Raw genomic sequence first — 25,886 nt, forward strand, 5'->3', positions numbered from 1 at the left:
GCTGAACGCGGGCGCCCCGGCTAGCGCAGCGGATCGAAGTGGCGCATCAGTGCGGGGGTGCGGCCGGTGGTCATGGACTCGGCGAGCAGTCGGCCCGTCAGAGGGCCGAGCACGATGCCCCACATGCCGTGTCCGCCGGCGACGTGCACGCGGGGCGAGGAGGTCCGGCCGATCAGCGGCAGCCCGTCGGGGGTGCAGGGGCGCGAGCCGACCCACTCCTCCCGGCGGGCGGTGAAGTCCACGCCGGAGAGCATCGGGCGCACCGCGTCGATGATCGTGCGGATGCGCCGCGGGTCCAGCGGGGCGTCGTCGCGCTGGAACTCCATCATCCCGGTGATGCGGAACCGGTCCCCCAGCGGGTTGCACGCCACTCGCGCACCCGGGAAGTACATTGGGCGAGTCGGCATCTCCTGCGGCAGGACGCTGAAGCTGTAGCCGCGCCCGGCCTGGACGCGGGTGCGGACTCCGAAGGGGCGGGCCAGGGCTCCCACTCGAACGCCGTTGGCGAGGACGGCCGCGTCGGCCCGCAACCGCTCTCCGCCGACCGCCACCAGGTCGACGCCGTCGGTTCGGAGATCCTGCACGCGGACCGCGTCGAATCCGTCGACGATCTCGCCGCCGCGATCGCGGACGGCGCCGGCCAACGCGTGGACGAACTCGGGCGGGTTCAGGAAGCGCTGGCCGTGCACGCGCAGGCCCGCCCGCACCTCTGCGCTGAGCACCGGTTCCAAGGCGCGCAGCTCCGCACCGGTGGCGAGTTCGTAGGAGACCTCGCCTCCCCCTGCGCGCACCGCGGCGAACTCGGCGAGGACGTGCTTGCGCTCGGCGCTGGAGGAGCAGGCGACCAGGAACGGGTCGGCGCGCTTGACCGGGGCCCCGACACCGCCGTCGGTGAGCAGGTCGTAGGCGTCGAGGCTGAGCCGGTTCAGCTCGTTGAAGACGGCCATCGCCCGGCGCCACCTGGCCGGTGTGCAGTTGCGCGCGAAGGCGGCCAGAAAGGCCCACAGCTGCCGACCGCCCATCAGGGGCACCGAGACCGGAGACGACCGGTCGAGCAGGGAAGCCGTGCCCGAGCGCAGGATCGCCGGTTCGGGCAGCGGCAGCGTGAACGCGGGGGCCAGTAGTCCGGCGTTGCCCCACGAGGCCCCGGCCGCCGTCTGGGATCGATCGACGACGGTGACACGCACGCCGCGTTCCTGCAGGAACCAGGCGGCACACAGGCCGACCATGCCCGCTCCGACGACGGCGACGTGCTCCGGCTCCCGTCCTGTGTTCACCCCGCCTCCGCTTCCGCGCTGCGCTGCGGGCACGGCTGCTCCGAGCGGTTCCGCGAGCCGACCGCCCCGGCGCGGACTCCGCTGTGCCGCGCCGCCGCAGCCGGCGTCCGCTGCCCCGCGCCGCGCGTCATCCCACCTCGATGATCTCGGCCGGGCCGTGGGTCAGCACCCGGGCGCCGTGCTCCTCCACCACGAACGTCTGGCTGAGCCCGACGCCCGAGCGGCCGAAGGACCGGAACGACGCCGGCACGTGGAAGACCATCCCGCGCTGCAGGGGCTCGTGGTTGTCCCGGGTGATGTAGAAGGGGGCGCCGTCCATCCAGTGCGGCTTGTGCGCCAGCCCGACCGGATAGCCGTAGAGCCGGTGGAACACCACATCCTCGGGCAGCCGGCCCACGGCCCGCGCCGCGTGGTCGGCGACGCGGGAGCACTCGACTCCGGGTTTGGCCGACTCCAGCACCGCGGCGAGCGCGGTGCGCGCCAACTCGGCCAGGCGCCGGTCGCCGGGGGAGAGCGCGCCCGCCGCCAGGGTCCGCATGACCGGCGCGTGGTAGCGCCGGTGGGCGCCGGCGAACTCCAGGAACGTCGGACCGGCGCCCAGCCGCCGGTTCACCCAACTGGAGTGCGGGATGCCCGCACGCTCCCCGGTGGCCACCACCGGTCCCCACGCCGACGGGGAATCGGCGTTGCGGAAGAGGGCCGCGGCGATCGCGGCGGCGACCGAGGAGTCGGTGGCGCCGGGCTTGCGGGCTTCGGCGGCGGCCGCGTCGGTGCCCGCCCGGGTGGCCAGCGCGGCCGTTTCGATACAGCCGATCTCGGCGTCGGAGAGCACCAGCCTGACGCGTTCGACGAGGTGGTCCGGGTCGACGACGGCCACCCCGCGGGCGCGCAGGATCTCCACCGCCTGCGGCGGCGTGGAGGCGTGGCCGGCCTCGATCCCCACGCGCGCCCCCGGCGGCAGCAGCCCTGCGGCGTGGTCGAGGAACATCCCCAGGCTCCGCAGCGCGTCGGCGTAGCCCACGAAGCGGATGCGCCCGACGCGGGAGCCGGCGAGCGCTCGGCCCACCTCCAGGTCGGGTACGTAAAGGCAGGTGTGGGACCCGGTCACCAGCAGCGGCTGGGGAGCCGTCTCGGCCGTGTTGTAGCCGCACAGGTACTCGACGCTGGAGGGGCGGAAGACCACCATCGCGTCCAGCGCCGCCTCGGCCATCCGGCGCCGGACCGCCTCCAGCCGATTCCGGTACTCGGCATCGGAGAAGGGGCGCGGCTCGGCCGCGGTCACCGCCGCGGCGGTCTTCGCGGTGAGCCACGCCGGATCCGCCGCCGCACCGAGTCCGGCGATATCCGGCCGGGGCACCGATCGCTGCTCGCGGCCCATGCGACCCTCGTTTCCGTGGCGTGCGCCCACTCCCTTTCCGGCCGGCGGGTCCGCCCCGTCGCCGGTTCCCCGGCAGTCTAGGGAGCGGTCCCGCCTCCGGTCCATTGGATGCCCGGCGAAGAGACCGCTCGCGGGAGCGCGCCCACCGCGGGGCGGCTGCGCGTCGGCGCCTGCTTGCCCGCGGCTCCCGCGGGCCGTTGAATGGTCCGGTAGCACCCGCCCCACGCCCGCCCCCACCCCAGCGCGGAAGGCAGGACCGTGCCCGCCGAGAAACCCGAGCCCCGGATCGACACCTCTGTGCCGCACAACGCCCGCATCTGGAACTACTGGCTGGGCGGTACGGACAACTACCCCGTCGACCGGGAGATGGGCGAGCGCATCCGCGCGTTCTTCCCCGAGATCGCGGACAACGCTCGGGCCGACCGCGCGTTCCTGGTGCGCACCGCCACGTATCTGGCGCGCGACGAGGGCCTGCGGCAGTTCCTCGACATCGGCGCCGGGCTGCCCACTCGCGACAACACCCACGAGGTCGTCCAGGCGGCGGCCCCCGATGCGCGGGTCGTCTACGTCGACAACGACCCGATGGTCCTCGCGCACGCCCGCACGCTGCTGACCGGCACCGCCGAAGGCGCCACCGAATACGTCGACGCCGATCTGCGCGATCCCGAAGCGATCCTGGAGGCGGCGGACGCCAGCCTGGACTTCTCCCGCCCCGTGGCGCTGATGCTGCTGGGCGTCCTCAACTTCGTCGGCGACGACGCCGAGGTCCGCTCGCTCCTGGACCGGCTGCTGGGCGCGCTTCCGCCGGGAAGCTTCCTCGTGGTCTCCCACCCCACCGACGACCTCGACCCCGACCGCGCCCACCAGGTCGCCGCGGCGTGGAACGAGAAGGGCACGCCCAAGCTGACCGTCCGCTCGGCCGCCGGCATCGAGGCGCTGTTCGACGGCTTGGAGCTGCTGGAGCCGGGCGTGGTCTCCTGCTCGCTGTGGCGCCCGGAGCAGACCGGGGCTGGCGCGGCCGTCCCGGTCGCCGAGTACGGCGGCGTCGCCCGCAAGCCCGGCGCTCGCTGATCCGCCGTCACGGGGCGGAAGACCGGTGCACGGCCGCGTTCCGTGCTCCCGGGTGTCTGGTCGACCGGTTTCCCGACGTTCGTCCTGTACGTCGTAGATTCGCCCAAATTCGGCCCGCCGTTCCTCCTCCGGCGCTGCCGGCGCGGATTCGCGGGCCGCACCCGAATCGCGAGGCCCGGCCGGGATGGCGCCTCCGCGACCGGTTGCTCGCAGATGGGCGCTGACCGGCGCGAACGTACGCCGCCCGGGCGGCGGGGCCGCTCGGCCCCCAGGCGGTCGCAGCGGCCGCAGATCCATCCGATACCTTGCCGAAATGGCTCGGACGGGGGGATCTACGGAAATGTCTGCCGGGAGTGATATATGCGTGTTGCCATTATCGGGCAGGCGGCCTTCGGAGAGGCAGTGCTCCGGCGGCTGCAGGACGATGGCGTGACCGTTGCCGGTGTCGCGGCACCGGAGCCGGCCGACAGCGGGCGGGAGGACCCGCTCTGGGCGGCCAGTGGCGCCCACGGCATCCCGCGGGTGCCCACAGCCGACCTGAAGGAAACCGCCGGCCTCATCAAGTGGAAGGAGTTCGAGGCGGATTTCTGCCTGATGGCGTTCGTCACCGAGTTCCTGCCGGACACGGTGTTCACCCTCCCCAAGTACGGAACCGCGCAGTACCACCCCAGCCTGCTGCCGCACCACCGCGGCAAGTCGGCGATCAACTGGGCGATCATCAACGGGGAGCAGGAGACCGGCCTGAGCGTCTTCTGGCCGGACGAGGGGATCGACACCGGCCCGATCCTGCTGCAGAAGCGGTGCCCGATCGGCCCCGACGACACCGTGGGCAGCCTCTACTTCAACAGCCTCTTCCCCCTGGGGGTGGACGCGATGTCGGAGGCGGTGGCCCTGGTGGCGGCCGGAGACGCGCCGCGCATCGAGCAGGAGCACGCCGCGGCGACCTTCGAGCCCGGGTGCCGCGACCGGCACGTCGAGATCCACTGGCACCGCCCCGCGCAGACCGTCTACGACCTGGTCCGGGGCAGCGACCCCCGGCCCGGAGCATGGACCCTCTTCGAGGAGGAGAAGCTGCGGTTCTTCGACTGCCGCCTCACCGGGGAGCTGCGCCCCGGGATGCCCGGGCAGGTGCTCGACGCCGACGGCGAGGGTATCTCGATCCGGCTCAACGGCGGCGTGCTGCGCGTCGGCCGGGTGCAGCACGGCGGTGCGGGCAAGGTCCCCGCCGCGGAGTGGGCCGCCGCCGCGGGTCTCACCAGCGGGTTCCGCTTCCGGTAAGCACGCTCACCGCCCCCGGGCCCGCCGCGGCCTGCGGGTGAGCGCGGGAGACTCCCTCCGGGCTCGGCAGGGCCCGGTGGCCCGGGCGGATCCGGTGGCGGCCCCGACGACGACTGCCCCCGCCGGGACCCGGCGGGGGCAGTCTCAGTGCGAAGTGGCGCGGCGCACCCGGGGGCCGGGGGCCGCGCCGCCGCTACACGGCGCGGACGCGCTCGGCCTGCGGGCCCTTGGGGCCCTGCGTGACGTCGAACTCGACGCGCTGGTTCTCATCGAGGTTGCGGAAGCCCGTGCCGTCGATGTTGCTGTAGTGCACGAAGACGTCCGGGCCGCCCTCGTCCTGGCTGATGAAGCCGAAGCCTTTTTCGCCGTTGAACCACTTGACGGTTCCCTGAGCCATGTCTGCCTCCTGGCAGGTCGACGGGTTCGGATCCGTGGTCCGGATCCGCGATCGCTTTGGAGCGCCCGCCCACCATCCCTGGCTGCAGGATCACTCGCGTTGAAGACTGCGAGCGCAATACACGAAGTCAAATTCATACAGAAAAACGCACGATCGCTCAGTAGAACAACCTACAGCATGGAGTATTCCCGGCGCGCGGTTTCCGGCCGGCGGAGTGTCCGGCGGCGGCGCTTCCGCCGCCCCGGCGGCCGGCCGCGGTTCCCCGTCGGTGTCCGCGCGCGGGCTCGTGCCGCAAGCACCGGGCACGGCGTGCGGGCCGAGCGGCAGCGCGGGCGGGCCGGCGCCTCACCACCCGCACGCACCGAGCGCGACCTGGGGGAACGGCCCGCCCGGCGGGGGGCGCCCGATCCGTTCTCGGCCCCTCTGGAGGCGGTCGCGGGCGGTTGTCACCGCGGCCCCGGGGTAGCGGGACCGTGCACCGAACGAAGGTCCATGCGGAGGGAGGCATCTGTGATGCATCCGCAGCACGGAGCCGGTGAATCGGAGTCGGGCGGCGGCCGTCTGGCGGAGACCGCCGGACAGGCGCGTTCGGCCGCGGGCGAGGTCGCCTCGACGGCCGGGCAGGAGGCCCGGACCCTGGCGGGAGACGCCCGCGTCCAAGCCGTGCACGTCGCCGACGACGTGCAGGAACGGATCAGGAGCGAGGCGCAGAGCCAGACCCGGCGCGCCGGCGAGAACCTGCGGAACTGGTCGTGGGAACTGGAGTCGATGGCCGAGCACGGCGAAACCGGTTCGCCGGTGCAGGGGATGGTGCGCCAAGTGGCGCGGGGCGGCCACGAGGCCGCCGACTTCCTCGACGAGCGCGGCGTCGACGGGCTGATCGCCGAAACCAGGGACTTCGCGCGCCGCCGGCCGATGGCCTTCCTGGTCGGCGCCGCCGTGGCCGGGTTCGCGGTCGGCCGCGTGCTCAAGGCCTCCTCCGCCGGGTCCCGGCAGGACGAGACCGCCACGGCGCAACCGCAGCCGGCGGGCGACCGGCCGGTCGCGCCGGTGGCGCCGCGCCAGGGGGAGCCCAGCGCGGGCGAGGCGGTTCCGTCGCCGCCGCCGGCGCCGCACGGGGACCCCCTCGCCGAGCCGCCCCCAGGGGCCGCTGAGCGCCCGGGGCCGGGACCGGTTCCGCGTACGGAGGAGGAGCGGCGATGACGACGGTTCCCAGGACGGGCCCGGACCAGCGCATCCGGCCCGACGAGGACGAACGGCCGCTCTCGGAGCTGCTGAACGAGGTGGTCGGCGACCTGCAGACGCTGTTCCACCAGGAGCTGCAACTGGCCAAGGCCGAGATGCGCGAGGAGGCGACCAGGGCGGGCAAGGCCGCAGGCCTGTTCGGCGGGGCGGGGTTCGCCGGCTACATGACGCTGGTCCTGCTCTCCCTCGCGGCCGTCTTCGGACTCGCCCAACTGATCGGGCCGGCGTGGTCGGCGCTGGTCGTGGCGGCCGTGTGGGCGGTCATCGGTGCGGTCCTGTACATGCGGGGCCGCTCGGAGATGCGCCGCGTGTCGATGACGCCGGAACGCACGGTCGAGACGCTGAAGGAGGATGCGCAATGGGCGAAACACCCGACCAGATAAGGCAGGACATCGAGCGCACGCGCACCGAGCTGGTCCATGACACCGACCAGCTGGCGCAGCGCGCCGATCCCCGGCGGATGGCCAAGCGCCGCACCGCCAAGATGCGCGCCAAGGCCGCGGGGATGCGCGAATGCGTGATGGGCTCCGGGTCGGGCGGCGGCTCGGCGCAGAGCGTGCGCTCCGCCGGCCGGCAGGCCACGGGCGCCGCGAAGTCGGCCTCGGAGCGTGCCCGCCAGGAGACCCAGGGCAACCCGCTCGCGGCGGGGCTGATCGCCTTCGGCGCCGGGCTGCTGGCGGCCTCGGCCGTGTCGGAGAGCCGCTCCGAGCAGAAGGCGGCCGAGCAGGTCCGGCAGCGGGCCGGAGGGGCCCTGGAGCCCGCGAAGCAGGCGGTGACCGAGTCCGCCGAGCGGGTCAAGGAGCAGGCGACGGAGTCGGCGCGCTCCGCGGGCGAGGAGCTCAAGGAGAGCGCATCGGGCTCGGCGCAGCGCACCGCCCAGCACAGCCGCGAAGAGGCGCAGACGGCAGCGCAGCAGGTGCGCGGCTCCTGAGTAAGGGGGGCCGGCCGCACGCTGCCCGCCTCCGACCTCGCGGTCCGCGCACCGGCGGGCCCCGCTCGCGCCGGTCCGCGCGGACCGCGACCGCCGTAGGGGGGCGGTCGGCGCCGCCCCCAAGATCCGACAAGGGGACCGACAATGGCCGCAAGCCATCGGAGCACAGAGAACGGGTCCGCGACCCGGGAGGCGTCTGCGCCGACCCAGCTGCCGGCGCGCTCGTGGTGGGGGTCGCTGCGACGCACCGTCGCCGAGTTCCGCGCCGACAACCTGACCGATCTCGCCGCCGCGCTGACCTACTACGGGATCCTGTCGATCTTTCCCGCACTGCTGGTCCTGGTCTCGCTGCTGGGCTTCGCCGGGCAGTCGGCGACCCAGGCCCTGACCAGCAGCCTGTCCGCGGCACCCGCCGACGTCGCCGGGTTCCTGACCACGATCATCCAGAACATGCAGCGCAACCAGGCCGCGGCCGGCATCTTCGGACTGATCGGCCTGGTCGTCGCACTATGGTCGGCCTCCGGCTACATCGCGGCCTTCATGCGCGCCTCCAACGTCGTCTACGACGTTCCCGAGGGGCGCCCGATCTACAAGACCCTGCCGATCCGGCTCGGGGTCACGCTGCTCATGGTCGTCCTGCTGACCGCGGCGGCGGTGGCGGTCGTCCTCACCGGCGCCCTCGCCGAGCAGGCGGGGCAGCTGCTGGGGCTGGGGCCCGTCACCGTCATGGTGTGGCGCATCGCGAAGTGGCCGGTGCTGCTGCTCGTCGTCATGTTCATGATCGCGGTGCTGTACTGGGCCTCGCCCAACGCCAAGCGCGGGTTCCGCTGGGTCAGCCCGGGCAGTGTGCTGGCCGTGGTGATCTGGCTGCTGGCGTCGGGGGCGTTCGCGCTCTACCTCGCGACCTTCGCCTCCTACAGCCAGACCTACGGCAGCATGGCGGCGGTGATCATCTTCCTGGTCTGGCTGTGGATCACCAACATCGCCATCCTGCTCGGCGAGGAGTTCAACTCCGAGATCCAGCGCGGCCGGGCGCTCGCGGAGGGCCACCCCGAGGACGAGGAACCCTACGTCGAGATGCGCGACGTCCCCAAGCAGCAGCGGCGCGAGGCCACCAAGCAGGAGCACTGAGCCGCTGCGGCCGCCCGGGCGGTCCGCGGATGCGCCCGGCGGTGCGTCCCCCGGGGGGGACGCACCGCCGGGCGGCCGGGCGGACTCGCGTGCTTGGGCGGGTCCGTGCGGGCGGCGGGTCAGGACGGCGCCGGCTCGCCGCGGTAGGTGCCGAAGGACCAGAGGTTGCCCTCCGGGTCGGCGCAGGTGAACTCGTGATTGCCGTAGTCGGTGTCCTGCAGTGGGCGGACGACGGTGGCGGCGTCCGAGCGCCGCACGCGCTCGTAGATCTCGTCGACGTGATCGGTGACGACGTACATGCCGGCGTTGCCCGGCTCGCGCGTCCAGTCGCCGCCGGGCTTGTGGCTGCCGAACATGACTCCGCCGCCCTCCGGCCAGTCCAGCTGGGCGTGGACGACGGTGTCGCCCTCGGCGTAGACGGCCGTCTTGCGGAAGCCGAGCACCGAGGTCAGGAACTCGACCATGGCGTGGGCGTCGCGGGCTTGGAAAGCCGGCCACACGGTCGGGGCCGGGGTCGCTGCTGTATCACTCATAGGCCCAGACTCGCACCGGCCGGGCCCGCGGGCTTGGAACTTTCGGCGGTGTCGGCGGCGGCCTGCCGGCAGGTCAGACGGGCTCGTCGCCGTTGCGGTGGCCGCCGGCGCGGATGGATCCGGCCTCCTCGGCGATCCAGGACGCCGGTGCCGTGCCGGTGAACATCCGGAAGTCGCGGTTCAGGTGGGGCTGGTCGTAGAAGCCGCATTCGGCGGCGATCGAGGCCAGATCCGGCGACTCGCCCTCGCCCACCTGCTCGGTGATCGCCCGGACCGCCCGCTGGAAGCGCAGCAGGCGGTTGAACGCCTTGGGGCCCACGCCGAACTCGCGCACGAACACGGTCTGCACCTGGCGGCGGCTGAGTCCCACGTGATCGGCCAGGCCGCCGACCGACCCGGCGCCGCGGTGCCGCGCCAGCCACCGCCAGGCCTCGGCCGCCTCGGGGCGTGCGGCCGGCGCCCGCTCGGTCAGCCGCATCCGGTCGCCGAGGAACCCCCGCAGGGCGAGGAACCGCGAGTCCCAGTCGGGCGCCTCGATCATCCGGTCGCGCAGTTCGCCGATCGCCCGCCCCAGCACGTCCGTGCCGTCGTGGGAGCGCTCGGCCAGCTCGCCGGCGGGCATACCGAGGATCCGCCGCGCGGCCAGCGGGTAGACCGCGAGCTGGACACCCGCCTGCCCCGGTGACTGGGCGATGTAGGAGGGGGCGGTGTGCAGGCCGGCGGTCACGACGTCCAGCCGCGAGGCGCCGGGCCCCAGCGCCTCGTCGGCGGTGGATCCCTCGACCACCGGGGTGTTCAGCGTGATGATGAACGTCAGATAGGGCGAGGGCAGCCCGCGGTGGACCGGCTGCACGGAATCGCCGGATGCGTAGCCGACCGCGGAGGCGACCGCGCCCGGCAGGACGCCGCCCACGCGGACGAAGTCCCATTCCCGTCCGGTCGTCTCACCGGCATCGTCAGCGACCATGGTCCGTCCTCCGCACAACCGGGAGCGCCCGGCGCGGGTCGGCGGCGATGCCCGCCGCCCGCAGCAGGCGGACGCCCCTCCCCCGGGCGATCGGCGCGGCCTTCCGGCGGGCGCCCGGCCTGTCCGGCCGCCTCCCCCGGAAACCACCCGCGCATTCCTGTCTACCCGGATGCGCGCCGCACGTCGACGGCCCGGGGACCGCGCCCCGGCGCAGCCGGGGTGCGGTCCCCGCCGAACCGGCCCCGCACACGGGGGTACGGCGCGGTGGCCGCGGCGCGGCCGCGTTACTCCGGTCGGACCGCGCCCGGCGGAGGGCGGGCGGGTCAGAGGGTGCGGTTCAGCAGGTCCAGCAGCGCCCGCCAGTGGCGCTCGGTCGCCTCCGGGTCGTGGCTGGCGGTGTCGGCCTGGGTGTAGCCGTGGGCGGCACCGGTGTAGACCTCGGCGGTGAACCGGACGCCGGCGTCCTCCAGAGCCCGGCTGAGGCGCTCCTGCTGCTCGGGGGGCATCGCGGGATCCTGGTCGGCGTGGCCGAAGTAGAGCTCGGCGGTGATGCGGTCGGCCAGCAGATGCGGGCCGTCGGGTGCGTCGGGAGCCAGACCGCCGCCGTGGAACCCGGCCATGGCCGCGACCCGGTCGGGATGGGTGCCCGCCGTGCGCAGGGCCAGCACGGCGCCCATGCAGTATCCGGTGACGCCGAACCGCTCCCCCGCGGTCTGCGGCAGCTCGGCCAGCCGGCGCAGGTAGGCGTCGGCGTCGCGCATCGCCTGCTCGGGAGTGAGCGACCGCATGATCGGCCCGAGCTTCTCGAAGATCTCCGGGCGGGCCCCCGGGTCGATGTACTCGGGCAGGTCCACGACCGGGGAGCGCCCGTGGCGGTAGAAGACGTTGGGCACCAGCACGGTGTAGCCGGCCTCGGCCAGGCGGCGGGCCATCCCCTCCAGCTGGGGGCGTAGGCCGAACGCGTCCATGTACATCAGGACACCGGGGTGGGCGGCGCCGTCGTCGGGATGGGCGAGGTAGGCGTCGGCGGTGCCGTCCTCGGTCGCGATGTCCACGGCGGTTGCCTGCACGGCGGTCATGGCTGCGTTCCCCTCCTACGGCGCGGCGAAAGCCCCGAGCGCGGGCGGACGGTGCGGGCGGACCGGTGCCGACGGCACTCGCACGCCACCACCGCGGCGCGGCCCGGATCCACCGGCCCACCCTAGTAGCGATGCCGATCGGTCGAGAGACGCGCCGCCCCGCCGCCGGCGATCCGGCATCTGCGGTCACGTGCCGGCGCTCGCGACGGCTGCCGGTACGAGATCGGTTCCCGAGGGTCGGGCGGGATGCGCGGGCGGCGGGGTCACCGGTGCCGGGCCGCCGAGGAGTGGACGGCCTTGGTGGCCGCAAGCAGGACGGCGCCGACGAACCAGAGCGCTCCGGCGGCGCCGGCGCTGCCGGCGACCAGGGCCGCGGCTGCGGGGATCGCGACCTGGCCGACCCGGTTTCCCCACAACCGCAGCGACAAGGCGGTGCCGCGCGTCTCGGGCGGGACGGCGCGGACCACCATGGTCATGGTCAGCGGCTGGCCGAGGCCCAGGAGGAACCCGCCCAGGGCGAGCGCGACGGCCATCGCGGCCGTGCCCGACGCGGGGACCGCGACCGCGCCGAGCGCGGCCGCCGAGCCCAGAGTGCTGCCCATGATGAGCAGGTGGCGGGGCCAGCGGCGCACGAGGAGGTCCACCAGCAGGCGCGACGCGATCGACGCGCCCGCCCGCGTGGCCAGCAGGGCGCCGACGACGGCGGGGCTGATGCCGCGCTCCTCGGCGATGAGCGGCAGGTAGGCGGTGAGCAGGTCCACCGCCGACAGCAGCGCGAGGCTGGTGAACAGGCCCGTGGGCACGCCGGGGCGGCGCAGCAGGTCGGCCAGCGGCAGGGCCGCCGACCCTCCGTCGGCGGTCGTGGGCCGCTTCGCCGACCACAGCCCCGCAACGGCCGGAAGCCCCAGTGCCGCGGTCGCCCCCGCCACGAGCAGGGCCTGACGGGTCGCGGCCTCCAGTCCCCCGTCGGAGGAGGCGTCGCCGAGCAGGAGGCTCGACAGCAGAGGGCCGACGAGCTGGCCGAGCGCGGCCGTGGCGGTGAGCAGGCCGAAGTTGCGGTCCAGGGCGTCTTCGCCGGAGCGCTGGGCGATCATCCGCTGTGCGGCGACCATGAACGTGAGGTGGCCCAGGCCGAGGACGGCGCTGCCCGCGGCGACGGTGGCCAGCCGCTGCGAGGCGGCCAGCAGCAGTGGGGCCAGCGCCATCAGCGTGATGCCCGCGGCCACGATCCAGGCCGTGCGCCGCAGGCGGTCGCTGAGCCGGCCCAGCGGTACGGCGACGACCAGCGGCAGCAGGGCGAAGGCCGCCGTGATGAGACCGACCGCGAACGCGTCGGCGCCCAGCGCGACGGAGCGGTAGGAGATCAGCGGCCGGCACAGGTTCAGCGTGGTCTGGGTCGCGGCGACGGTGGCCAGCAGCCACCACAGCCAGCCGCTGCCGCGGAGGGCGGCGCGGGCAGGGCTCACGTGCGGTTCCGCGGCGGTTGCGGGGCGGCCATATATTGCCTCCTGGCGGCTGGGTCCTCGGACTGCGGGCAGGGGCGGGCGGAGCGCCGGCGGGCGGCCCGGCCCGGCGCCCGGCGGTCCGGCCGACCGCTCGGGGCTTTCCCGGCGGTGGCGGCTGCCCGGCTCGCCCCCGTTCCTCACCGGCCGAACGCCGCGACGATACATCCGGACATCGGATAACAAGGCCGTCAGCTTATCGGGCGCTCCGCAGCGGATGCCGCGCGGTCCACCGGTTCGCACCTCGGATTCCGCAGCCGCGGTCCGGGGGCGCCGCGCAACGGCGTCATGGGGCCGCGAAGGCCCGCAGGAGCGCGGCGCGATGGGCGCCGAGGTAGGCGATGTCGGTCTCGTAGAGGCCGGCGTGTCCCTCGGCGAGATGGGTCTGGAAGGCCGCATCGCCCGCTGCGGCCCGCTCGCGCATGTGGTCGAGGAGCCGGCGCAGCCGCTCGGCCGCCGCGTCGAGCAGGCGCGCGTCGGCCTGATGCCCGTAGGCGCGGCAGAAGGCGGCGGCGCGGCGGCCCTGCTCCTGCGGGGAACCGAAGGCGTCGGGGTTGGTGGGCGCCTGCAGCGGCGCGAACCGGTAGACCGCGTAGGCGAGGTCCCACAGCCGCGGACCGGGGTGGGCGGTGTCGAAGTCGATGAAGCCGACCGCCCGGCCGCCGCGGACCACGCAGTTGTAGGGGGCGGTGTCGCCGTGGCAGACGACCTCGGCGGGCGAGCGGGGCGGCTGGTTCCAGTGCTCCCCGGGCGGGGCCGAGAAGTCGGCGGTCGCGTCGTGGAGGCGGCGCAGCAGCACGGCCGCCGACTCCAGCAGTTCGCCGGTGCGCAGCTCGGGCGGGAGCGCCTGGTGCACGTCGCCGTGCAGGTAGGTGAGCACCTCCTCGCCGGATCGGTCGAAGCCGAGCGGCGCCGGCGCCCCGTCGAAGCCCTGCGCGCGCAGGTGCCGCAGCAGCCGGTGGATCGCCGGTGCGGCCGCCGTCGCCGGGCGGTGCACGGTGTCGCCGACTCGGCGCACGGTGTTGACGCCGCCGCGCAGGACGCCGTCAGCGCTCATCGCGCGCCGGCCGAGGGCGCCGGCCCGCCGACGACCGCGGTCACGGTTCTGTGGACGGCTCCGGGATCGGGCGGGCCGCCGGGATCGGCGAAGAGCAGGTGGGCGGCCCCGATCAGCGTGGGAGCGAGGGTGCCGACGTCGGCGTCCGGCGCGATACGGCCCAGGTCCCGCTCGGCGGCGAGGTAGGACGCGAGCATGGCCGACGCCTCGGCCAGTAGCGGGAGGCCGGTCGGCGCGGTCCGGCGCAGCCGGTCGCGCAGCCCGTCGCGGGCGATGACGAGGCCGACGATCCCCACCGCGACCGAGTCGAACAGCGTCGTCAGCGCCTCGGTGAGGTTGCCGGCGACGGTGCCGGTGCCGGCGGCGCCGCGCAAGGCGGCGGCCTGGTCGTCGAGCCGGGCGATGCGGTCGGCGACGAGTTCGGCGAGGAAGGCGTCGAAGTCGGCGAAGTGCCGGTGCAGCACCCCCTTGGCGCAGCCCGCCTCGGTGGTCACCGCGCGGCTGGTCAGGGCGGTGGGGCCGTCCCGGAGCAGGATCCGCTCCGCGGCGTCGAAGAGCTGCTCGCGCACGTCGCGAATCGCCGTCCCTGTCGGCACCCCGGATCCCTCCTCGCTGTGTGCGGCCCGCCCCGTTGCCGAGTGGGCACGTGCCCACTATTGTGGGCGCATGCCCACTCTACCCTCCGGGCCCCCGCCCGACCGGGAGCCCCATCAGGCCCGCGAGGTCGCCGAGTCGTTCGGCTCCGACCCCGAGCGCTACGACCGGGCCCGCCCGCGCTACCCCGAGGCCCTGATCGAGGCGATCACCGCCGCCTCCCCCGGCCCCGAGGTCGTCGACGTCGGCTGCGGCACCGGCATCGCCGCCCGGCAGTTCCAGGCGGCGGGCTGCCGGGTGCTCGGGGTCGAGCCCGACCACCGGATGGCCGAGTGGGCGCGCGGGCGGGGCCTGCCCGTCGAGGTGGCGGCGCTGGAGTCGTGGGACACCCGCGGCCGGCACTTCGACGCGGTCGTGGCCGGGCAGACCTGGCACTGGGTGGAGCCGGTCGCGGGAGCCGCCAAAGCGGCGGAGGCGCTGCGGCCCGGCGGGCGGCTCGCGGTGTTCTGGAACGTCGGGCGGCCGCCGGAGGAGGTGGCCGAGGCGTTCACGGAGGTCTACCGCCGGATACTGCCCGACTCGCTCGCCTCGCGCCAGTGGACGGCCGCCGGAGCCGACAGCTACGCCGGGCTCTGCCGCACAGCCGCCGAGGGGATGCAGCAGGCCGGCGCGTTCGGCGAGCCCGAGCAGTGGCGGTTCGACTGGCAGCGGACCTACACCCGCGACGAATGGCTGGACCACCTGCCCACGACCGGCGGCCACACCCGCCTGGCGCCCGCCGACCTGGAGCGGGTGCTGGAGGAGGTCGGCGCCGCCGTCGACGCCCTGGGCGGCGCGTTCACCATGCCCTACACCGCGATGGCGGTCACCGCGGTCCGGAGCTGATCCGGCGCCGGCACCCGCCCGCCGCGGCGTACCATGCCGGTGTGGACACACACGTCCCGCCCCGCGTCCTGGTCGTCGGGCTCGATCCCTACCGGGTGCCCGGCCCCTGGGACCCCGCGCCGGTGGCCGAAGCGATCGAGGCGGGACTCGCGCGGTTCGCCGAGCACGGCGTCGGCGTCGAGACCTGTCTGATCGGCCTCGACGGCGGCGACGACGCCGAGGCGGTCGTCGGCGCCGCGCTGCGCTCCCACGAGTGGGAGTGCGTGGTCGTCGGGGGCGGCCTGCGGCACTCCGAGGACCTGCTCGGACTCCTGGAGCGGGTGATCAACCTGATCCGGCTGCACGCACCCGGCGCGGCGATCGCGTTCGACGGCACCCCCGCCGACACCTTCGACGCCGCCGCCCGCTGGATCCGGTGACCCCGGCCGGAGACCGCCTGCGCCGAACCGCATGGCCCGCACCCGACCACCTGATCAGGGATATCAAACCAGTGATATCATTGATTCGTGAATGAGCGGGACGAGACGCGGCGGCGCATCATCGACGCCGCGACCGAGTTGCTGACGACCCAGGGCCGCGACGCGGTGACCACACGCGCCGTGAGCGCCGCCGCCGGGGTGCAGCCGCCCACCATCTACCGGCTCTTCACCGACATGGCCGGACTGCTGGAGGCGGTGGCGGCCGACGGCTTCGAGACCTACCTGGTGCGCAAGCACGGCCTGGCGCTGACCGACGACCCGGTGGAGGACCTGCGCGCCGGCTGGGACACCCACGTGGCGTTCGGGCTGGAGTTCCCGGCGCACTACCTGCTCATGTACGGGCAACCGGCGCCCGGCCGCCGCTCCTCGGCCACCGAGCAGGCCTCGCGGCGGCTGCACATGCTCGTCTCGCGCGTCGCCGAGGCCGGCCGGCTCGCGGTCAGCGTCGAGACCGGCGCGGCCATGGTCCACGCCGCCGGCGTCGGCACGACCCTCAGCCTCATCGGCACGCCCGCCGAAGAGCGGGACCACGACCTCTCCCGGCGGCTGCGCGACTCCACGATCGCCGCCATCACCGGCGCGCCGCCCGAGGGTCCGCCCGACCACGTCCGGCGCGCCGTCGGCCTCAAGGCGGTGCTCGGCGACGCCGACGGCCTCTTCACCCCCGGCGAGCGCGCACTCCTGGACGAGTTCCTCGACCGCCTCGCCGCCGCCCCGGCTCACCGCTGACTCAGCGACGCCGCACCGCCGCAGCACCGGCTCCGGACCCGATCCGCGTGACAGGCCGGTGCCCGGTCACGTCGGCCTACACGGCCACGCTGCGGTCACCGCACACCCGCCATGGCCTTCGGGCCGGTCGTCCGGTCACCCGGCACGGAGGCGGTCATTCGACCACCTTGCGCCAGACCCACCCCCCACCCGCGACCAGCAGACCGGTGCCTCCAAGTGCGTACGCCGCCCACCCGGGCAAGCGCCAGTGCTCACGGGCCACGGCGAGCAGGCCCCAGTCGGACTCCCAGATCGCGACGGCGATCGCCGAACCGAAGCCCTGAATCGCCAACACCAGGCCGACGATCACCGCCAGACCCGCACCCGTGGAGTCGTCGAGCAGCCGTTTGCGCGCTCCTGCCATCGGTTTCCCCTTCCCGTTTTTACAATGCAACTGCATTATAAAGACTCTCGCCTAGGATGCAATGCGGATGCACGCCGAAACCGACCGGAAGGGAGGCCATGCCCAAACAGGTCGACCACCGGCAGCGCCGGGTGGAGATCGCCGTAGCAGTCTGCTCGCTCGTCTCCGCGCACGGCCTGGAGGCGGTGAGCCTGCGCGACGTGGCCACCGAAGCCGGGGTCTCCATGGGGCGCGTGCAGCATTACTTCAAGTCCAAAGACGAGATGCTGCTGTTCGCCCTGGACTACATCAGCGAGCAGGGAACGGCCCGCGTCCACGACTTCCTTGCGGCGCTGCCCGACCCGGACGAGCCGCGTGCCGTGCTCCGCGGCATCGCCCAGACCCTGATCGGGACCGGCGCCGAGCAGGCCAACCGCGTCGCCATGGCGTTCCAGGCGCGCGCCCTCGTCGAGCCGCGGCTGGCCCGCCACCTCCTCCAGGGCTACGAACAGCTCCAAGGGCTTGTCGAACTGGTGATCCAGCGGGCGATCGACAGCGGGGAGATCGCGCCCGCGACACCGGCACGGGTGGAGGCGACGGCTCTGCTCGCCCTCAGCGACGGCCTGGGCTACCAACTGCTGCTCGGCCACGGCACAACCGAGCGTGCCCTGCAGGTGGTCGATTCCCAACTCGACCGTCTCTTCGCGAGCGGGCCCGGCGGACCCTGAGCGTCGCGCGGCGGCCGCCGCGGACCCGGTCGCCCGTTTCTTGTGTATCTGCACCGGTCTAGGCATCGCCTGCGCAACCGGGTAGTGTCTGCGGCCGGTCCGCACCGCAGATGCGGAACCGATCCCCGCTCCTGGCCCTCCCCGCAGCGCCCGAGGAAAGATGCCGTTCTCCCGCACCCGCCGGACGGCGGCCGCGTCCGCGTGGCCGCTCGTCGTGCTCGTGCTGGTGCTGTTTCCGGTCATGGCCGTCCACGGGGTCGGCGGCGCGCTGACCCACGGGCATCCCGACTCCGCCCTGGGGCACTCCGCGAGCGCGGAACAGACCGGCGCCGCCGCCCAGGGCGTCCACTCCTTGACCGTCGCCCACGAGGGCGCAGGCCCCACCGGCCACGGCGGGCACCACCACGCCGCCGGGGCGGACGGCGCGGCGAACGGGCACGCCCAAGCCGGCGAGCCGCACTCCCACGCCGACTGCATGAGCGTGGCGCCCTCCGCCGGGCTGCTCTCACTGGTCTGCTGGCCCGCCTTCCTCACCGGCGGGCCGCGCGCCCTGGCGCCGTCTCCCCCACGGGTGATCGCGATCCGCGGACGCCGGCGCCGGGCGCGGCTGCGGCGCACCCGGCTACGCCTGGCCGAACTCTCGATCCTGCGGATCTAGATGCCCTCGGCCGCGCGCGCCGCTCCCCCGCGGACCGGCGCCGACGCGGCACGGCACCACCGGCGCGGCCACCGGCCGCGCCCTGTCCGTACCGGAACCGACCGGGAGTTCTCCATGAACCGATCTCGTCGCGCCCAAAAGCGGCGCGCCGGCCACACCGCTCGCTACATCGCCGCGGCGGCCTCACTGGCCGCGGCCCAGATCCATGTCGTCATGGCCCCTGTGCACGCCGACTCGTGGCCCGCCTCGGGCGTCTTCTTCGCGCTGGCGGGGGTGTTCCAGGCCCTGTGGGGCGTGGCCGTGCTGCGCTGGAGCAATTCGCTTCTGCTCGGCACCGGAGCCGCGGCCAACGCGGGAATCCTCGCGCTGTGGGGGTACAGCCGCGTCTGGGGCCTTCCGTTCGGCCCGCACGCCGGCGTTCCCGAGGCCGTGGGGACCACGGGCCTGGTCGCCGCCGGGCTCGAAGGCGTCCTGATCCTGGCGGTCGTCGGTGCCCTGCTGTGGCGCACCGACGAGCCGGAGCCGGGGGCGGTGGCCATGGGAGTCGCCGCCGCGGCGGTGCTGGCCGCCGTCTTCGCCACTGCCGCCGCGGTCGCCGAGTCCGACGAGCACGGCCACGGAGGATCGGGCGGCCACCACGGCGAGTCCTCCCACGGCCAGGGGGGCCACGGCGGCTCGGGGCACGGCGACGAGGGCCACGGCCACGGCGGCGGCTCCGGCGAGCCGTCCGCCACCCCCTCGCCGGGGCAGTCCTCGGCGAGCCCGGACGCCGCGTCGCCGGAGGAGGAGGTCCCCGAGGGCCACGAGGGGCACGATCACGCGCATTGAGCCCCGCGCATGCGGCGGGCCCGCATCCGGCGCGCCGGATGCGGGCCCGCCGCCGCCTTACCAGGGCGCCGGAGCCGCTCGGTCCCCTGCCCCTCAGGAGATCGGGCGGCGCAGGACGGCCGCGCCGCGCGGGGGCAGGATGCGGGCGCCGTCCTGCTCCGCCGCGCCGGCGGGGTCGAGCAGTTCGCCGCCGAGGTCGGCGATGTCCACCGGTTCGGCGGTGCGGTTGACCGCGAACCAGTACTCGGCGCCGTCGTCGGCGCGCACGGCCACCTCCACGCGTCCGCGCAGCTGCGGCGGCAGCTCGCCGGAGACCCCGGCCCGCTCCAGCAGCCGGGGCAGCACGCCGGCCAGCCCCTGGGAGCCCAGCCGCGTCGAGACGTAGGCCGCCGACCCCGCCCCCGTCGCGCGGCGCGTGATCGCCGCCTGACCGGCCCGGGGACCGTCGGCGTAGGAGGCCAGGACCTCGACCTGCGGATCGGTGACGGTGAGGTCGTCGCTCCACAGCGTTCCCACCGAGCCGTCGTCGAGCCGGACCCGCTCATCGGGCAGCAGGGGCGCGAACTCCTCGATGCGGATGCCCAGCAGCTCGCGCAGCGGACCGGGGTAGCCGCCGAGCCAGGCGTGGTCGTTCTCGTCGACGACGCCGGAGAAGTAGGTGGTGACCAGGTGCCCGCCGGCCTCGGTGTAGCGCACCAGCTCCTTGGCGGTCTCCTCGCGCACCAGGTGCAGGATGGGCGCCACCGCCATGCCGTAGCCGTCCAGCGGCGTGCCCAGCGGCACCACGTCGGCGCGCACGCCGCGGGCCAGCAGCGCCGAGTACCAGTCCAGCGCCTCCTGCCGGTAGCGCAGCAGCGAGGTGGGGTGGGAGTCCTGCTCGCAGGCCCACCAGGACTCCCAGTCGAAGACGATCGCCACCGGCGCGGGCTTGCGGCGCGACCCGGCCAGCGGGGCCATCCGGGTGAGCCGTGCCCCCAGGTCGGCCACGGAGCGGAAGACCGCGCTGTCGGATCCGGCGTGGGGCACCATCGCCGAGTGGTACTTCTCCGCGCCCGCGGCGGACTGGCGCCACTGGAAGAAGCAGACCGCGTCGGCGCCGTGGGCCACGTGCAGCAGCGAGTCGCGCGCCATCTCCCCGGGCGCCTTGGCCCGGTTGACCGGCTGCCAGTTGACGGCGCTGGTGGAGTGCTCCATCAGGAACCACGGCCGCCCTCCGGCGATGTTGCCGGTGAGGTTGGCCGAAAACGACAGCTCGTCCAGCGCCTGGGCTCCGGGCCGCACGTAGTGGTCGTTGGAGACGAAGTCGACCTCGCCGGCCCAGTCGGCGTAGTTCATCCCCCGGCTCTCCCCCATCACCATGAAGTTGGTGGTGATCGGGACGTCGGGGGTCACCTCCTGCAGCAGGTCGCGCTCGGCGCGCAGGTACTCCTTGAGCGCGTCGGAGGAGAAGCGCTTGAAGTCCAGCTGCTGGGTGGGGTTGGGGTGGGATGCGGCCAGGCGCGGCGGCAGCACCTGGTCGAACCCGGTGTAGCTCTGGGACCAGAACGCGGTCCCCCAGGCGGTGTTGAGCTCCTCGATGCCGCCGTAGCGGGCGCGCAGCCAGGTGCGGAACGCGGCCGCGGCGTCGTCGGAGTAGTCGTAGACGTTGTGGCAGCCCAGCTCGTTGGAGACGTGCCAGGCGGCCAGCGCCGGGTGGTCGGCGTAGCGCCGCGCGATGGCCTCGGCGAGCCGCAGGGCGTAGCTGCGGAAGACCGGCGAGGTGGGCCGCCAGTGCTGGCGCGCCCCCGGCCACACGGTCTCGCCGGTGGCGGTGACCGGCAGGATCTCCGGGTGCAGCGCGGTCAGCCACGGCGGCGGGGAGGCGGTCGCCGTGGCCAGGTCCACGGCGACGCCGTTGGCGTGCAGCAGGTCCATGACCTCGTCCAGCCACGCGAAGTCCCACTCGTCTTCTCCGGGCTGGATGCGGGCCCAGGAGAAGACGCCCAGCGAGACGATGTTCACGCCCGCCTCGCGCATCAGCCGGACGTCTTCGTCCCAGACCTCGCGCGGCCACTGCTCGGGGTTGTAGTCGGCTCCGTAGGCCAGCCGCGGGGCACGGCCGTGCGGTGCGGCGTTCTTGGGCCAGCGCAGCCAGCGGTGGGGTCGGGCAGCAGCCATCGTGTTCCTACTTTTCCTTTCGTGCGCTGCGGGCGGAGCGGGTCACTTGTTGACGCTGAAGCCCTGCTGGTTTCCGTACTCGACCGACTGCTCCTGCCAGGCCTGCAGGCCCTCGGCCAGGGTGGTGTCGGAGACGTAGGCCTTGCCGACGGTGTCGTTGAAGATCGAGTTGGCGTAGACCTGGTAGGGCAGGTAGGACCAGCCCTCCACCACGTTGGAGGCCGACTCGGAGAAGACCTTGTTGGCCTGCTGACCGCCGAAGTACTCGAACTCCCGGGAGAGGAACTCCTCGGACTCCAGGTGCTTGTTGGTCGCGGGGAAGGCGCCGTTGTCGAGCCGGGTGTCCACCCCCTCGCCGACGGTCGCGTACTCGATGAACGCATAGGCCAGCGCCTTGTTCTGGCTGGCCTCGGGGACGGTCAGCGAGCTGCCGCCGTTCTCCGCGCTGGCGCTCGCGCCCTCCTCCCACTGGGGCAGCGGGGCCGCGCGCCAGGAGCCGGAGCCTTCGGCCACCGAGGATTCCAGGTTGGCCGGCATCCAGGCGCCCGCGGGGATCGTGGCGATGGTGCCGTCGGCCATGGCCTGGAACCACTCGTCGGTCCAGGAGTTGATGGGGGCGACGAGGTCCTCGTCGATGAGCTGCTGCCAGGTCTGGGCGTAGGCCGTGGAGCCCTCGTCGGTGAAGTCGACGGTCACGTCGGTGCCGTCGACCCGGTAGGGCTTGCCGCCGGCCTGCCAGATGAGGCTGGTGGCCAGACCGGGCTCGCCGGTGTCGTTGGTGATGTAGACGTCGGAGTCGGCCTCCTGCAGCCTGCGGCCGGCCTCGACGTACTCCTCCCAGGTGGTGGGCACCTCGATGCCGTGCTCGTCGAAGATGTCCTTGTTGTAGAACAGCGCCATCGGCCCGGAGTCCATCGGGACGCCGTAGACGCCCCCGCTGAGGTTCACCGAGTTCCATGGACCCGTGGAGAACGTGCCGTCGAGGTCGGCGGCGCCGAAGGACGACAGGTCGGCCACCGACTCGGCCACGGCGAACTGGCTGAGCGCGAAGTACTCGATCTGGGCCACGTCGGGCACGCCCGATCCGGCCTTGATCGCGTTCTGCAGGGCGGAGTACTGGTCGGGGCCGGTTCCGGCGTTGACCAGTTCGACGTCGACGCCCTCGTGCTTGGCCTCGAAATCCTTGACGACCTGCTTGAGGGTGGGCTCCCAGGCCCACACGGTGATCTTGCCGCCCTCCTCCAGGGCGGCCTGGACGTCGTCGGCCGAGGATTCGCCTCCGGAGCCGCAGGCCGTGAGGCCGAGCAGCAGGGCCGCGGCCATGCCGAGTCCGCGCAGCGGGGTGCGCACAGGTGGGGTCATGGTGTCTCACTTCTTTCCGGGGGGTGCTGCGGTCGGGACGGGGGGTCAGGCCTTGACGCTTCCGGCGGCCAGGCCCGACTGCCAGAAGCGCTGGAGCAGCAGGAAGACGATGATCAGCGGGATGATGCTGAGCAGGGAGCCGGTGATGACGAGGTCGAACACGGCCTCGCCGCCGGCGGTCGAGGCCTGGGCGTTCCAGTTGTCGAGGCCCAGGGTCAGCGGGTACCAGTCGGGGTTCTTCAGCATGATCAGCGGCAGGAAGTAGTTGTTCCAGGTCGCGACCATGGTGAACAGGGCGACGGTGACGGTGCCGGGCGCCAGCAGCGGGGCGCAGATCTGGACGAACGTGCGCAGCTCCCCCGCGCCGTCGATGCGCGCGGCCTCGATCAGCTCGTCGGGGATGGCCTCGGCGGCGAAGACCCACATCAGGTAGAGGCCGAACGGCGAGATCAGCGACGGGATGATGACCGCCCAGGGGGTGTTGGTCAGCCCCATCTCGCTGAACATCAGGAAGGTGGGCACCGCCAGCGCGGTGCCGGGTACGGCCACGGCGCCGATGACCACGGCGAACACCGCGCGTTTGCCGGGGAAGTCGAACTTGGCCAGCGCGTAGCCGCCCAGTACGGCCAGCAGTGTGGCCCCGCCGGCGCCGAGCACGACGTAGAGCACCGTGTTGAGCAGCCAGCGGACGAAGATGCCGCCGTCGTAGGCCAGGGTGTCGGCGATGTTGGCGAACAGGGCGAAGTCGCCGCTGAACCACAGCCCGAAGGAGGTGAACAGGTCTTCCTGGCTCTTGGTGGCGTTGATCGCCAACCAGACCAGCGGCACCAGGGAGTAGACCAGCACCAGGCCGGTCAGCAGCGTGAGCAGGACGCTGCGCCGGGGTGCCCTGCCGAGCCCGGCGGACCGCGGCCCGCGGCCGGGCGCGCGCAGCCGCGCGGCCGCCTTGCGGGCGCCGGCCGGGCGCGGGGAGGGCGAGGAGGGGGTGGAGGCGGGGGCCGAGGTGCTCATCGCTCACACGTCCTTTCGCATACCGCGCAGCTGGACGGCGTAGGCGATGGCCATCGTGATCAGGCCCATGATGATCGCGACGGTGGCCGCGTAGTTGTGCTGCTGTCCGCGGAAGGCCAGGGAGAAGGTGTAGAGGTTGGGGGTGAAGTCGGTGGTGATGGCGTTGGGCGCCAGGTGCCGCAGGATGCTGGGCTCGTTGAAGAGCTGGAAGCTGCCGATGATGGAGAAGATGGTCGCGATGACCAGCGCGCCGCGGATCGCGGGCAGCTTGATGGCGGTGATGATGCGCAGCTGCCCGGCCCCGTCGATCTGGGCCGCCTCGTAGAGCGTGTGCGGCACCACGCGCAGCGCCGAGTAGAAGATCAGCATGTTGTAGCCGACGAACTCCCAGGTGACGATGTTGCCGATGGAGGCGAGCACCAGGTCGGGCGAGAGCGGGTCGGGCAGCGTGGGGCCGAAGGCGTCGTTGATGTTGCCGACCAGCCCGAAGCGGTTGCCGTACATGAACCCCCACATCAGCGTGGCCACCACCGCGGGCACCGCGTAGGGCAGGAAGATCGAGACGCGGAAGAAGTCGCGGCCGTAGAGGCGCCCGCTGTCGATGGCCAGCGCCACCAGCAGCGCGAGGAAGAGCATGATCGGCACCTGGACGGCCAGGAACAGCGAGACCCGGCCCAGGGCGCCCCAGAACTGCGCGTCGACCAGGGCCTGGGTGTAGTTCTCCAGCCCCACGAACGTGTTCCCGCCGATGAGCTGGTCGCGGAACAGGCTCAGGTAGACGGAGTAGGCGATGGGCGCCAGGAACACCAGCGCGAACACGGCCATGAACGGCCCGATGAAGGCCCAGCCGGTCCAGGAGCGCCGTCGGCTCCGCCGGGGGGACGGTCCCGCGGCCACCGGTGCGGGCGCGGTCGGCGTCGTCATAGCGATCATCCTCGCTCGCGTTCAGCGATGGGGATGTTTACGCAAACATCCGATGCCGGGACCAGTTCCGGCGGGGTATGTTTACGTAAACATCGTGTTGCGAGATGTCTACACTGCCCCGTGGCAGGTGGTCAAGGGATCGAGGAACCGCAGATGGACGAAGGCTCGGCCGCCGATCGGGTCCGCAACCGCGCCAAGCGGGTCTCCATGGCCGACGTGGCGCGGCTGGCCGGGGTCTCCTCCCAGACGGTCTCCCGCGTCTCCAACGGCCACCCGGGTGTCGTGGCCTCCACCCGCCAGCAGGTGCTGGCGGCGATGCGCGAGCTGGGCTACCGCCCCAACAGCGCGGCCCGCGCCCTCAAGCGGGGCGAGTTCCGCACGATCGGCGTCGTGCTGTTCACGCTGTCGACCACGGGGAACATGCGCACTCTGGAGGCGATCGCCACCTCCGCCGCCCAGGAGGGCTATGCGATCACCCTGCTTCCGGTGGCCGCTCCCACCCACGACGAGGTGCGCGGTGCCTTCACCCGGCTGGGCGAACTGGCGGTGGACGCCTTCATCGTGATCATGGAGGTCCATCTGCTCGACGCCGCGACCGTGGCCCTGCCGCCGGGAGTGCAGGTCGCGGTGGCCGACTCCAACGCCGGGGACCGCTACAGCGTGGTCGACACCGACCAGGCCGGAGGCGCAGGCGCCGCCGTGCGCCACCTGCTCGACCTGGGCCACCGCACCGTATGGCACGTGGCCGGACCGGAGGAGTCCTTCGCCGCGCAGCGGCGCGCCGACACCTGGCGGGCCGAGCTCGCCGGCGCCGGGCGCCCCGTGCCCCCGATGGTCCGCGGCGACTGGTCGGCCGATTCGGGCTACCGCGCGGGGCTGCGGCTGGCCGAGGAGCCCGACTGCACCGCGGTCTTCGCCGCCAACGACCAGATGGCGCTGGGCGTGCTGCGCGCCCTCCATGAGAAGCGCAGGGCGGTGCCCGAGGAGGTGAGCGTGGTCGGTTTCGACGACATCCCCGAGGCCGGCTCGTTCCTGCCCCCGCTCACGACGGTCCACCAGGACTTCGCCGAAGTGGGCCGGCAGCTGGTGCAGGGTGTGCTGCGCCAGCTGCGCACCGAGTCCACCGAGCCCGGCACCACCCTGGTGCCCACCCGGCTGGTGGAGCGCTCCAGCACCGCCCCGCCGCCCGGAGGAACGCCGCGCTGAGCCCCGTGCGCGGACCGGCGGGTGGCGGCGTTTCTCCACCACTTCCGTCTACGAAATTGTTGACAATGTTGTGGACTCTCGGCATGCTGAATCCGCC

Annotated in this window: 27 protein-coding genes; 13 read left to right on the forward strand and 14 right to left on the reverse strand. The window is 73.6% G+C overall.

The features are described from left to right. Window positions 1-20: 20 nt before the first annotated feature. Window positions 21-1,277: an FAD-dependent oxidoreductase gene (locus FZ103_RS21595; RefSeq protein ID WP_186356644.1), complete on the reverse strand. Its 1,257-nt coding sequence runs from the start codon at window positions 1,275-1,277 to the stop codon at window positions 21-23. A gap of 127 nt (window positions 1,278-1,404) precedes the next feature. Beyond that, window positions 1,405-2,634, reverse strand: coding sequence for a Xaa-Pro peptidase family protein (locus tag FZ103_RS21600; RefSeq protein ID WP_222936813.1), 1,230 nt, complete (start codon window positions 2,632-2,634; stop codon window positions 1,405-1,407). A gap of 279 nt (window positions 2,635-2,913) precedes the next feature. Here FZ103_RS21600 and FZ103_RS21605 point away from each other — a divergent pair, with 279 nt between their 5' ends. Together FZ103_RS21605 and FZ103_RS21610 are read left to right on the forward strand one after the other, a co-directional pair. Continuing rightward, window positions 2,914-3,726 carry an SAM-dependent methyltransferase gene (locus tag FZ103_RS21605; protein ID WP_186356645.1) on the forward strand — a complete coding sequence of 271 codons (813 nt, stop codon included), beginning with the start codon at window positions 2,914-2,916 and terminating at the stop codon, window positions 3,724-3,726. A gap of 360 nt (window positions 3,727-4,086) precedes the next feature. Next, window positions 4,087-5,004, forward strand: coding sequence for a methionyl-tRNA formyltransferase (locus FZ103_RS21610; protein WP_156003649.1), 918 nt, complete (start codon window positions 4,087-4,089; stop codon window positions 5,002-5,004). A 193-nt stretch (window positions 5,005-5,197) separates the two neighbouring features. On the opposite strand, the gene FZ103_RS21615 is transcribed toward FZ103_RS21610, so the two are convergent. After that, complete coding sequence (locus FZ103_RS21615) at window positions 5,198-5,401, reverse strand: cold-shock protein (RefSeq protein WP_156003650.1); 204 nt, start codon at window positions 5,399-5,401, stop codon at window positions 5,198-5,200. 513 nt (window positions 5,402-5,914) lie between these two features. On the opposite strand from FZ103_RS21615, the gene FZ103_RS21620 reads away from it, so the two are divergent. The 4 genes from FZ103_RS21620 (at window position 5,915) to FZ103_RS21635 (ending at window position 8,708) form a co-directional block, all read left to right on the forward strand. Beyond that, entirely contained in the window at window positions 5,915-6,604 is a 690-nt protein-coding gene (locus tag FZ103_RS21620) for a hypothetical protein (protein WP_186356646.1), read from the forward strand. Further along, on the forward strand, window positions 6,601-7,029 hold the full coding sequence (locus FZ103_RS21625; protein ID WP_156003651.1) for a phage holin family protein: 429 nt from the start codon (window positions 6,601-6,603) through the stop codon (window positions 7,027-7,029). Before FZ103_RS21620 ends, FZ103_RS21625 begins: the two co-directional genes overlap by 4 nt. Beyond that, entirely contained in the window at window positions 7,005-7,577 is a 573-nt protein-coding gene (locus tag FZ103_RS21630) for a DUF3618 domain-containing protein (protein ID WP_156003652.1), read from the forward strand. The genes FZ103_RS21625 and FZ103_RS21630 overlap by 25 nt, the downstream gene beginning before the upstream one ends. A 144-nt stretch (window positions 7,578-7,721) precedes the next feature. Continuing rightward, the gene (locus tag FZ103_RS21635; RefSeq protein WP_156003653.1) at window positions 7,722-8,708 is read left to right on the forward strand and encodes a YihY/virulence factor BrkB family protein; all 987 of its coding nucleotides are present in this window, start codon (window positions 7,722-7,724) and stop codon (window positions 8,706-8,708) included. Window positions 8,709-8,827: 119 nt separating this feature from the next. On the opposite strand, the gene FZ103_RS21640 is transcribed toward FZ103_RS21635, so the two are convergent. The 6 genes from FZ103_RS21640 to FZ103_RS21665 all read right to left on the reverse strand — a co-directional run bounded on the left by FZ103_RS21640 (window position 8,828) and on the right by FZ103_RS21665 (window position 14,442). After that, window positions 8,828-9,241 carry a VOC family protein gene (locus FZ103_RS21640; protein ID WP_156003654.1) on the reverse strand — a complete coding sequence of 138 codons (414 nt, stop codon included), beginning with the start codon at window positions 9,239-9,241 and terminating at the stop codon, window positions 8,828-8,830. A 73-nt stretch (window positions 9,242-9,314) separates the two neighbouring features. Continuing rightward, window positions 9,315-10,208 carry a helix-turn-helix domain-containing protein gene (locus FZ103_RS21645; protein ID WP_156003655.1) on the reverse strand — a complete coding sequence of 298 codons (894 nt, stop codon included), beginning with the start codon at window positions 10,206-10,208 and terminating at the stop codon, window positions 9,315-9,317. A gap of 323 nt (window positions 10,209-10,531) precedes the next feature. After that, window positions 10,532-11,287, reverse strand: coding sequence for a dienelactone hydrolase family protein (locus FZ103_RS21650; RefSeq protein ID WP_156003656.1), 756 nt, complete (start codon window positions 11,285-11,287; stop codon window positions 10,532-10,534). 263 nt (window positions 11,288-11,550) lie between these two features. Continuing rightward, window positions 11,551-12,753 (reverse strand): MFS transporter, encoded by a 1,203-nt coding sequence (locus FZ103_RS21655; protein ID WP_343233641.1) that lies wholly within the window; start codon window positions 12,751-12,753, stop codon window positions 11,551-11,553. 322 nt (window positions 12,754-13,075) lie between these two features. Continuing rightward, entirely contained in the window at window positions 13,076-13,846 is a 771-nt protein-coding gene (locus tag FZ103_RS21660; protein ID WP_156003657.1) for a phosphotransferase enzyme family protein, read from the reverse strand. Continuing rightward, window positions 13,843-14,442, reverse strand: a complete 600-nt coding sequence (locus tag FZ103_RS21665; RefSeq protein ID WP_186356647.1) for a TetR/AcrR family transcriptional regulator — start codon at window positions 14,440-14,442, stop codon at window positions 13,843-13,845. Before FZ103_RS21665 ends, FZ103_RS21660 begins: the two co-directional genes overlap by 4 nt. A gap of 70 nt (window positions 14,443-14,512) precedes the next feature. Here FZ103_RS21665 and FZ103_RS21670 point away from each other — a divergent pair, with 70 nt between their 5' ends. The 3 genes from FZ103_RS21670 to FZ103_RS21680 all read left to right on the forward strand — a co-directional run bounded on the left by FZ103_RS21670 (window position 14,513) and on the right by FZ103_RS21680 (window position 16,533). Then, entirely contained in the window at window positions 14,513-15,325 is an 813-nt protein-coding gene (locus FZ103_RS21670) for a class I SAM-dependent methyltransferase (RefSeq protein ID WP_156003658.1), read from the forward strand. A 41-nt stretch (window positions 15,326-15,366) separates the two neighbouring features. Next, complete coding sequence (locus tag FZ103_RS21675; protein ID WP_186356648.1) at window positions 15,367-15,744, forward strand: hypothetical protein; 378 nt, start codon at window positions 15,367-15,369, stop codon at window positions 15,742-15,744. A gap of 87 nt (window positions 15,745-15,831) precedes the next feature. Then, window positions 15,832-16,533 carry a TetR/AcrR family transcriptional regulator gene (locus FZ103_RS21680; RefSeq protein WP_186356649.1) on the forward strand — a complete coding sequence of 234 codons (702 nt, stop codon included), beginning with the start codon at window positions 15,832-15,834 and terminating at the stop codon, window positions 16,531-16,533. Between the two features lie 154 nt (window positions 16,534-16,687). On the opposite strand, the gene FZ103_RS21685 is transcribed toward FZ103_RS21680, so the two are convergent. Continuing rightward, window positions 16,688-16,936, reverse strand: a complete 249-nt coding sequence (locus FZ103_RS21685) for a hypothetical protein (protein WP_156003659.1) — start codon at window positions 16,934-16,936, stop codon at window positions 16,688-16,690. 98 nt (window positions 16,937-17,034) lie between these two features. On the opposite strand from FZ103_RS21685, the gene FZ103_RS21690 reads away from it, so the two are divergent. From FZ103_RS21690 to FZ103_RS21700, 3 genes are all read left to right on the forward strand, one after another. Further along, on the forward strand, window positions 17,035-17,643 hold the full coding sequence (locus tag FZ103_RS21690) for a TetR/AcrR family transcriptional regulator (RefSeq protein WP_156003660.1): 609 nt from the start codon (window positions 17,035-17,037) through the stop codon (window positions 17,641-17,643). Between the two features lie 160 nt (window positions 17,644-17,803). Next, window positions 17,804-18,301, forward strand: coding sequence for a hypothetical protein (locus FZ103_RS21695; protein ID WP_156003661.1), 498 nt, complete (start codon window positions 17,804-17,806; stop codon window positions 18,299-18,301). 114 nt (window positions 18,302-18,415) lie between these two features. Beyond that, window positions 18,416-19,129 (forward strand): hypothetical protein, encoded by a 714-nt coding sequence (locus tag FZ103_RS21700; RefSeq protein WP_156003662.1) that lies wholly within the window; start codon window positions 18,416-18,418, stop codon window positions 19,127-19,129. Between the two features lie 93 nt (window positions 19,130-19,222). Here FZ103_RS21700 and FZ103_RS21705 read toward each other — a convergent pair whose 3' ends face one another. Genes FZ103_RS21705 through FZ103_RS21720 form a run of 4 tightly spaced genes read right to left on the reverse strand, consistent with a single transcriptional unit; the run spans window position 19,223 to window position 24,583 of the window. Beyond that, complete coding sequence (locus FZ103_RS21705) at window positions 19,223-21,286, reverse strand: beta-galactosidase (RefSeq protein ID WP_156003663.1); 2,064 nt, start codon at window positions 21,284-21,286, stop codon at window positions 19,223-19,225. A 42-nt stretch (window positions 21,287-21,328) separates the two neighbouring features. Continuing rightward, window positions 21,329-22,648 (reverse strand): ABC transporter substrate-binding protein, encoded by a 1,320-nt coding sequence (locus tag FZ103_RS21710; RefSeq protein WP_156003664.1) that lies wholly within the window; start codon window positions 22,646-22,648, stop codon window positions 21,329-21,331. Window positions 22,649-22,693: 45 nt separating this feature from the next. Next, window positions 22,694-23,659: a carbohydrate ABC transporter permease gene (locus tag FZ103_RS21715; RefSeq protein WP_156003665.1), complete on the reverse strand. Its 966-nt coding sequence runs from the start codon at window positions 23,657-23,659 to the stop codon at window positions 22,694-22,696. Window positions 23,660-23,662: 3 nt separating this feature from the next. Next, on the reverse strand, window positions 23,663-24,583 hold the full coding sequence (locus tag FZ103_RS21720; protein ID WP_156003666.1) for a carbohydrate ABC transporter permease: 921 nt from the start codon (window positions 24,581-24,583) through the stop codon (window positions 23,663-23,665). A 153-nt stretch (window positions 24,584-24,736) separates the two neighbouring features. Here FZ103_RS21720 and FZ103_RS21725 point away from each other — a divergent pair, with 153 nt between their 5' ends. Next, window positions 24,737-25,789: a LacI family DNA-binding transcriptional regulator gene (locus FZ103_RS21725; RefSeq protein WP_222936814.1), complete on the forward strand. Its 1,053-nt coding sequence runs from the start codon at window positions 24,737-24,739 to the stop codon at window positions 25,787-25,789. The last annotated feature ends 97 nt before the right edge of the window (window positions 25,790-25,886 follow it).

This window comes from Streptomonospora sp. PA3, from assembly GCF_009728995.1.
In the GTDB taxonomy this organism is placed as follows: Bacteria; Actinomycetota; Actinomycetes; order Streptosporangiales; family Streptosporangiaceae; genus Streptomonospora.